The following is an 8615-nucleotide window of genomic DNA, read 5'->3' as shown; positions in this document are numbered from 1 at the left end:
AATACACTCCCCTCTCTTTTCTGCTGCCCCCTATTGTTCGCCGTTGGGCTATAAGGGGGCCCTTCCTTACATCTCAGCGGCGGGCGCGGTTGACGGCGCTGGTGACCGCCTTGATCGAGGCCGTCACGATGTTGGCATCGGTGCCGACACCCCAGACCGTCCGACCGTCCACCTCACACTCCACGTACGCGGCGGCCTGCGCGTCACCGCCGGAGGACAGCGCGTGCTCGTGGTAGTCGAGCACCCGGACGCCCACGCCGACCGCCTGGAGCGCGTTGACGTACGCGTCGATGGGGCCGTTGCCGATCGCGGTGAGCGACCGCCGCTCGCCACCGACACCGACCTGGGCCTCGATCTCGACCTTGCCGTCGGCGGTGCCGATCGTGTAGCCGGTGAACCGGACCGCCGGATCCGGCTGGTGGTCGAGCAGGTAGTGCGTCGCGAAGATCTCCCACATGGCGGCCGGGTCGACCTCGCCGCCGTCGTGGTCGGTGACCTGCTGCACGACGCCGGAGAACTCGATCTGGAGCCGGCGCGGCAGGTCGAGCTGGTGCTCGCTCTTCATGATGTACGCGACGCCGCCCTTGCCGGACTGCGAGTTGACCCGGATGACCGCCTCGTAGGTGCGGCCCAGGTCCTTCGGGTCGATGGGCAGGTACGGGACCGCCCAGGTGTGCTCGTCGACCGGTACACCGGCGGCCTTCGCGTCGGCGGCCAGGGCCTCGAAGCCCTTCTTGATGGCGTCCTGGTGGGAGCCGGAGAACGCCGTGTAGACCAGGTCACCCGCGTACGGGTGGCGCTCGTGCACCGGCAGTTGGTTGCAGTACTCGACCGCCCGGCGGATCTCGTCGATGTGCGAGAAGTCGATCATCGGGTCGATGCCCTGGGAGAAGAGGTTGAGCCCCAGCGTCACCAGGTCCACGTTGCCGGTGCGCTCGCCGTTGCCGAACAGGCAGCCCTCGATGCGGTCCGCGCCCGCCAGCAGGCCCAGCTCGGCGGCGGCCACACCGGTGCCCCGGTCGTTGTGCGGGTGCAGGCTCAGCACGACGCTGTCGCGGCGCGGCAGGTGCCGGTGCATCCACTCGATCGAGTCCGCGTACACGTTCGGGGTGGCCATCTCGACGGTGGCCGGCAGGTTGATGATCAGCGGGCGGTCGGGCGTCGGGTCGATCACGTCGATGACCTTGCTGCAGACCTCCAGCGCGTACTCCAGCTCGGTGCCCGTGTACGACTCCGGCGAGTACTCGTAGAAGATCTCGGTGTCCGGGGTGTGGATCTCCGCGTACTTCTGGCAGAGCCGCGCGCCAGTGGTGGCGATGTCGGCGATGCCGTCGCGGTCCAGACCGAAGACCACCCGCCGCTGGAGCGTGGAGGTCGAGTTGTAGAAGTGCACGATGGCCCGCTTCGCGCCGCGCAGCGACTCGAAGGTCCGTTCGATCAGGTGCTCCCGGCACTGGGTGAGCACCTGGATGGTGACGTCGTCCGGGATCATGTCCTGCTCGATGAGCTGCCGGACGAAGTCGAAGTCGGTCTGGCTGGCCGACGGGAAGCCGACCTCGATCTCCTTGTAGCCCATCTGCACCAGCAGCTGGAACATCCGCCGCTTGCGCTCGGGCGACATCGGGTCGATCAGCGCCTGGTTGCCGTCGCGCAGGTCCACCGCGCACCAGCGCGGCGCGGCGTCGACGGTGCGGGTGGGCCAGCTGCGGTCCGGCAGGTCGACCCGGAACTGCTCCCGGTACGGCTGGTAGCGGTGGTACGGCATCCGGCTGGGGCGTTGCCGGGCGATCGGATCGGTCTCGGCGTCGGTGACAGGTTGAGCCATCTCGGAGTGCTCCCTGGGAACATGTGGCGTCAGCAGATCGGAAGGTGTCGGCGGATTGCCGGGCGGCGGTGCGCGGCGGTGCCGAGAGGAAACTCAGATGTGCTGGACGGCGCGATGCGACTCCGCGACGAGGTGCCGGCCGGTCAGGCCTCGTCGCGGCGGCTAAGAAGAAGAAGCGCTCGCCACATGACCAGGTCACCCTACGTGATGGAACGGGGGGTGCAAAGGCTGGTCCGGACTATGGGATCGATGTCATGGTCGGCTCCGGGGCCTGGGAACCCAGCCTCGGCGTTCGTTCGGTCCAGGTCACGGCGGGCACGATCGCCACTGCGAGCAGCACGAAGATCGCTGCCGTCGGTAACCAACCCCACCCGCCGGTGCTGACCGCGAGCGCGGTCAACCCGGCCGGGGCGATCAGGTACTGCACCTGCTCGCCGAGCCGCAGCGCCCCCACGTACGCGCCGCGTTGGTCGGTTGGCGGCAGGGTGGCGGTGAACCCCCAGGCGCCCGCCGACTGGATCAGCTCGGCCAGGATCAGCAGGATCGCGGCGGCCACCAGCACCACGACGGTGAGCAGCCCCCGGGTGATCCCGGAGATCGGCAGGACCAGGCAGGAGACGGCGATCAGCAGACCCCCACGACGGGAGGCCCGCGCCGCGCCGCCAGCGGTGTCGGCGCCCCGGCTGACGCGTACCTGGAGCAGCACGATCAGGAGCGTGTTGAGCAGCACCAGGGCGGCGATCACCGTCTTCGGGGCGTCGGTGTGGGTGAGGATCCAGAGCGGCAGCACGGTCAGATAGAGCACCCCGTGCGCGGTGAGCAGCCCGGACAGCAGGGACACCGCCATGAACGGCCGGTCCCGCAGCACCGCCAGCCGACCCATCGGCTCGGTCGGGCGGGCCACCGGCGGCAGCTTGGGCAGTCGCCGTACGAACAGGGCCGTGACCAGGAAGACCGCCGAGATGAACCAGACCATCCCCCGGTACGCCTCGATCGTGTCCACCGCCAGCACCAGGCCGCTGATCACCGCGCCCAGCCCGAAACCCACGTTCAAAGACGACCGCTGGTACGCCATCGCGGTGACCCGTTCGGCCGGCGGGAGCGCGTTGATCGAGTAGACCTGGCGGGCCACGCCGGTCGACGCGTCCACCATTGCCAGCGCCACCACCACGGCGAGGAAGCTCGCGAAGCCACCCACGAACGGGTACGACGCGAAGAGCGCCGCGTCCAGCACCAGCCCGACCACCCAGACCCGCTGTGGCCCGAACCGGTCGGTGAGCCCGCCCAGCGGCACCGTGCCGAGCAGCGACACCCCCGCCGAGATGGACAGGCCCAGGCCGACCTGGGCGGCGCTGAGCCCCAGCGCGCGGGTGAAGAAGACGGCGCTGCCGGCGTGGAACAGGCCGCTGCCGACGGCGTAGACCATGGCCTGCACGGCCAACGCGCGGGTCAACCCGGCCGGCGGTACGACGTTCACGACAGCGGTACGAATGCTCTCTCTGGCCCCCATGGGCGGGAAGTGAACCGGGTGCCCACAACGGCGGTCGAGCCTTTTAGGCTGAACCGAATCCTGCTCCCGGGGGAGGGCGTGTGTCCGAGCTGCGGTTCAGTCTGGCCGACGTGGCGGGCGTGCGGCTCGCCGTGTCGCCGGCCAACGAGACGGTCATGAGCATGTGGGCGCTGGCCAGCCCGGTCCGCTACGCGGTGCACCTGCCCTGGATCGACCGTGCTCGGGTGACCCTGCGTCGTCCCGAGGTCGCCGCCCGGGTCCGACCCCTGACGGAGCTGACCTGGCGCGGTTGCCCGTTGCCCGACTTCATCACCCCGGCCGCCCGCCCGAACGTGGAGGTGGCCGACCAGCTCGACCAGATCGCCGCGACGCCGCCGGCCGTGGTCGTCCAGGACCTGCTGTCGACCATCGGGCGACGACCGCTGAGCTCGTTCGGGCAGGCGCTGCTCGCCGACCCCCGCGGGCTGTTGCCGCAGCTCGTCGACGCGATGCGGGTCTGGTACGACGAGGCGATCGCCCCGGACTGGTCGCGGATGCGGGCGCTGCTCGACGCCGACGTGGCGTACCGCGCCGCCCAGCTCGCCGAGAGCGGCGCCGGTCGGTTCTTCGAGCAGCTCCACCCGAGCCTGCGTTGGCTCGGCGACCGGGTGGTCAGCGACGACCCGTTCGAGCGCGACTTCGACCTGCGGGACCGGGGGTTGGCGCTGAACCCGACGGTGTTCTCCGAGCGGCGGGTGCTGTGGAACCTGCTGGAGGACTCGCTGCCGGCGGCCGCGTATCCGGTCCGGGCGGTCGGGACGCTCTGGGAGACGGCCGCGCCGCCGCCCGGCGACCCGTTGGCCCGGGTGGTCGGCTCCGGCCGGGCCGCGCTGCTGTACCTGCTCGACACGGCGTCCACCACCACCGACCTGGCCCGACGTACCGGGATGTCCGCCGGGAACGTCTCGGCGCACCTGACCGCGCTGCACGCCGCCGGCCTGGTCGACCGCGCTCGACAGGGTCGGCACGTCCTCTACCGCAACACCGACGCGGCTGCGGTGCTGCTCCGCGCCAGTCGGGGCGGCTGACGTCAGGGTCGGCCCGCCTCGGCTCGGCCGCCCTCCGGGAACAGCGCTAGGCGAGCAACAGATCGACGACCGGGCGGCGGTGCCGCAGGCCGGTCTCGCTGGCGCGCAGCTCCGCCGGCAGGGCGAACGGGTCGCCGAGTCGCCCGACGGCGGCGACCACCAGCGGTCGGATGCCGCCGGGCAGGTCGAGTTCGGTGGCGAGGCCGGCCCGGTCGAACCGGGTGAGCTGGCGTACGTGCAGGCCCAGGGCGGTGGCCTGCAGAGTCAGGTGGGCGATCGCCTGACCGAGGTCGTACGCGGCCCGCTCGGTGTCGCCGCCGGTGTGCGCGCCGACGACCAGGGTCGCGGCGTGCCGGGCCCAGCACTGGTCGCCGTCCGGGAGGTTGATCAGGATGCGCTTGAAGTTGTCGTCGTCCCGGTGCCCGAGGGCGAACCGCCAGGGCTGCCCGTTGTCCGTCGACGGTGCCCACCGCGCGGCCTCCAGCAGCGATGCCGCCTCCTGCGGCGTCAGGGTGGCGCTCGGGTCGAAGGCCCTGGGGCTCCAGCGGAAGGCGAGGAGAGGGGTCAGGTCAGCCATGCCGGCAATCGTCCCGTATGGGCGTTTAGCGGCGGAAAGTGGGCTGCGGAGATGTGGGCAAGAGCACCCGTAACGGTACGAAGATCAGGACGTTCCCGCGCTCGGGCTGACTGACGGATCGGGAGTCGGCGGGGCCGCGGTGTCCAACGGTTCCGCGTCGACGACCGGCCCCGCCAACTGCACGGTGGCGGGTGCCGCGCCCGGCGGGGCGGCCAGTCGCAGCGTTCCGGCATCGGTCCGGGCACCGGTCGGCGTGCCGTCCGGGTCGTAGCAGTAGATGCCGACGTCCAGCGGCGCGTTCAGCGAGGCCGAGGTGGAGTCGACCGAGTAGCAGGCACCGGTCATGCCGTTCGGCGTGGTGGCAGCGGCCACCGCGAGCGGCGCGCGTCGGTCCGTCAACACGTCCAACCAGTCGGTGAGCGGATGCTGGATCCGGGGATCCAACCGGCGCGGGATGGCGTCGTCGCGGTCGCCGAGGCGTACGCAGCGCGCCGGCTCCGGGTGGCCCGTCGAGGGCAGGGCGCACTGGAACAGCCCGTCGGAGGTGGCGGCGAGCGAGACGTCGGCGGTGCCGCCGAGCGCCCCACCCGGCACGTCGACCCGCCAACTGCCGTCGTTCGCGCTGGTGAACACGATGGTGCGGTCGGGCTGACCACTCCGGCTGAACACGTACCGCGCCACCAGGTGGCGATCCTGGGCGGCGGCGGCCAGGGCGGCCAACTCGTCACGGGTGCCCTCCACCTGGACCGGGCCGGGATCGGCCGGCGGTGGAGGCGGGGGCTGGGCGCTGTCGCAGGCGACCAGGGCTACCGGCAGAGCGAGCACGAGCGGTCCGAGCACGCGGCCGGCCGGGCGGAGGAGGACGGGCACCGGCCCATTCTGGTGGGTGCGGGGCACCTGCGGGCAACGGCGCACAGTGGCCGCCTCCCGGCGTGTCGGAGCAGTTTGTCCGCGTACCCCTGGCCTCTTGCGGACCTGGCCAAGCGCGTCGGCCGGACGGCCGCGCGGGCCGGATGGTGGGATCACCCGACCCGCCGCCGTGACCCGCCGGATACGCTCAGGGGGTCTGACACGCGCCGCCGGCCCCGGTTCCGGCGGCGTCGGCACGCTCAGGGTCGCTGGGAGGGAGTGCACCGTCGTGGCACTCGTGGTGCAGAAGTACGGCGGGTCCTCCGTCGCCAACGCCGAGCGGATCAAGCGGGTGGCGGAGCGCATCGTCGCCGCCCGCAAGGCCGGCGACGACGTCGTGGTGGTGGTCTCCGCGATGGGGGACACCACCGACGAGCTGCTCGACCTGGCCAACCAGGTCAGCCCGCTGCCGCCGGGCCGCGAGCTGGACATGCTGCTCACCGCCGGGGAGCGGATCTCCATGGCCCTGCTGGCCATGGCCATCCACAACCTGGGGTACGAGGCCCGCTCGTTCACCGGCTCGCAGGCCGGCGTGATCACCACCTCGGTGCACGGCCGCGCCCGGATCATCGACGTCACGCCGGGGCGGCTCAAGGGCGCGCTCGACGAGGGCTCGGTGGTCATCGTGGCCGGCTTCCAGGGCGTCTCGCAAGACACCAAGGACGTCACCACGCTGGGCCGGGGCGGTTCGGACACCACCGCCGTGGCGCTCGCCGCCGCCCTGCACGCCGACGTCTGCGAGATCTACACCGACGTGGACGGCGTCTTCACCGCCGACCCGCGGATCGTGCCCAACGCCCGGCACATCCGGGACATCACCTACGAGGAGATGTTGGAGCTGGCCGCGTGCGGCGCGAAGGTGCTGCACCTGCGTAGCGTGGAATACGCCCGCCGGGCGGGGTTGCCGATCCACGTCCGTTCGTCATACTCGACCAACACCGGCACGATGGTCACCGGATCGATGGAGGACCTTTCCGTGGAGCAGGCACTGATCACCGGGGTCGCGCACGACCGCAGCGAGGCCAAGATCACGATCGTCGGCGTACCCGACGAGCCGGGTGCCGCCGCGCGGATCTTCGACACCGTCGCCGACGCCGAGATCAACATCGACATGATCGTGCAGAACGTCTCCACCGAGGGCACCGGCCGTACGGACATCTCGTTCACCCTGCCCAAGGCCGACGGCCCGACCGCGATGGCAGCGCTCAGCAAGATCCAGGAGCCGGTCAAGTTCAAGGGCCTGCTCTACGACGACCACGTCGGCAAGGTCTCGCTGATCGGTGCCGGCATGCGCTCGCACCCCGGCGTGGCCGCCGGCTTCTTCGCCGCGCTCGGCGCCGCCGGCGTCAACATCGAGATGATCTCCACTTCCGAGATCCGGGTCTCCGTGGTCTGCCGGGACACCGACCTCGACGCCGCCGTCCGCGCCATCCACGACCAGTTCGAGCTGGGTGGCGACACCGAAGCCGTGGTCTACGCCGGGACGGGTAGGTAGCGCCGATGACGGCGCTGCCCACCCTCGCCGTGGTCGGAGCGACAGGTGCCGTCGGCACCGTGATGTGCGAGCTGCTCACCGGGCGTCGCAACGTCTGGGGCGAGATCCGACTCCTCGCCTCCGAGCGGTCGGTCGGCAAGCGGGTGCGCTGCCGGGGCGAGGAGATGGTCGTCCAGGCGCTGACCCCGGAGGCGTTCGACGGGGTCCACGTGGCGATGTTCGACGTGCCCGACGAGGTCTCCGCCGAATGGGCCCCGATCGCGGTCGAGCGAGGCGCGATCGCGGTGGACAACTCCGGCGCGTTCCGGATGGACCGGGACGTCCCGCTGGTCGTCCCGGAGATCAACCCCGAACAGGTCCGCAACCGGCCCCGGGGCATCATCGCCAACGCCAACTGCACCACCCTCGCGATGATCATCGCGATCGCGCCGCTGCACCGCGAGTACGGCCTGCGGGAGCTGGTGCTCGCCTCCTACCAGGCGGTCTCCGGGGCCGGCCAGGCCGGTGTGGACATCCTGCACGACCAGCTCGCCAAGGTCGCCGGCGATCGGGCGCTCGGCTCACGCACCGGCGACGTCCGCCAGGCGGTCGGCGACGACCTCGGCCCGTTCCCGGCGCCGCTGGCGCTCAACGTGGTGCCCTGGGCGGGCTCGTCGGCCGACGGCGGCTGGTCCTCGGAGGAGATGAAGATCCGCAACGAGTCGCGGAAGATCCTCGGCCTGCCCGATCTCAAGGTCAGCTCCACCTGCGTCCGGGTGCCGGTGGTCACCGCCCACTCGGTGGCCGTACACGCCGTCTTCGCCACCGAGGTCGACGCCGAGGGTGCCCGCGAGGCGCTGCGCAACGCGCCCGGCGTGATCGTGGTCGACGACCCCGCAGCGGGCGAGTTCCCGATGCCGATCGACGCGGTCGGCACCGACCCGAGCTGGGTCGGCCGGATCCGCCGTGCCCTGGACGACCCCCGCGCCCTCGACTTCTTCGTCACCGGCGACAACCTCCGCAAGGGCGCAGCCCTCAACACCGCCCAGATAGCCGAACTCCTAGCCAAAGAACTCCGCACCCCCTAACCCCCGCGCTCCGCGCTGCCCCGGCCCCGCGCTCCCCGCCGCGTCGGCCCCGGCCCCGCGCTCCCCGCCGCGTCGGCCCCGGCCCCGCGCTCCCCGCCGCGTCGATCTTGCACTTTCTGTCGCCGCATAAGGCGTGAAGGTGACAGAACGGCAACCGAAAGTGCA

Annotated in this window: 7 protein-coding genes; 3 read left to right on the top strand and 4 right to left on the bottom strand. The window is 71.5% G+C overall.

The features are described from left to right. Positions 1–73 precede the first annotated feature (73 nt). Positions 74–1825, bottom strand: a complete 1752-nt coding sequence (gene leuA, locus AB0J36_RS33960) for a 2-isopropylmalate synthase (protein WP_357132889.1) — start codon at positions 1823–1825, stop codon at positions 74–76. 238 nt (positions 1826–2063) lie between these two features. After that, entirely contained in the window at positions 2064–3335 is a 1272-nt protein-coding gene (locus AB0J36_RS33955) for an MFS transporter (RefSeq protein ID WP_357132887.1), read from the bottom strand. 80 nt (positions 3336–3415) lie between these two features. Between AB0J36_RS33955 and AB0J36_RS33950 the strand changes: the two genes are divergently transcribed. Next, the gene (locus AB0J36_RS33950; RefSeq protein WP_357132885.1) at positions 3416–4402 is read left to right on the top strand and encodes a MarR family transcriptional regulator; all 987 of its coding nucleotides are present in this window, start codon (positions 3416–3418) and stop codon (positions 4400–4402) included. Positions 4403–4448: 46 nt separating this feature from the next. On the opposite strand, the gene AB0J36_RS33945 is transcribed toward AB0J36_RS33950, so the two are convergent. Further along, a complete protein-coding gene (locus AB0J36_RS33945) occupies positions 4449–4979 on the bottom strand; it encodes a nitroreductase family protein (RefSeq protein ID WP_357132883.1) in 531 nt (176 codons plus the stop codon). Positions 4980–5063: 84 nt separating this feature from the next. Further along, entirely contained in the window at positions 5064–5849 is a 786-nt protein-coding gene (locus AB0J36_RS33940; RefSeq protein WP_357172688.1) for a hypothetical protein, read from the bottom strand. 268 nt (positions 5850–6117) lie between these two features. Here AB0J36_RS33940 and AB0J36_RS33935 point away from each other — a divergent pair, with 268 nt between their 5' ends. Beyond that, the gene (locus AB0J36_RS33935; RefSeq protein WP_357132879.1) at positions 6118–7383 is read left to right on the top strand and encodes an aspartate kinase; all 1266 of its coding nucleotides are present in this window, start codon (positions 6118–6120) and stop codon (positions 7381–7383) included. Between the two features lie 5 nt (positions 7384–7388). Then, positions 7389–8450, top strand: coding sequence for an aspartate-semialdehyde dehydrogenase (locus tag AB0J36_RS33930; RefSeq protein WP_357132877.1), 1062 nt, complete (start codon positions 7389–7391; stop codon positions 8448–8450). The last annotated feature ends 165 nt before the right edge of the window (positions 8451–8615 follow it).

It is taken from the genome of Micromonospora sp. NPDC049662 (assembly GCF_040675055.1).
In the GTDB taxonomy this organism is placed as follows: domain Bacteria; phylum Actinomycetota; class Actinomycetes; order Mycobacteriales; family Micromonosporaceae; genus Micromonospora.
The sequence above is the reverse complement of the archived record's forward strand: the minus strand, read 5'-3'. Positions and strand labels throughout refer to the sequence as shown.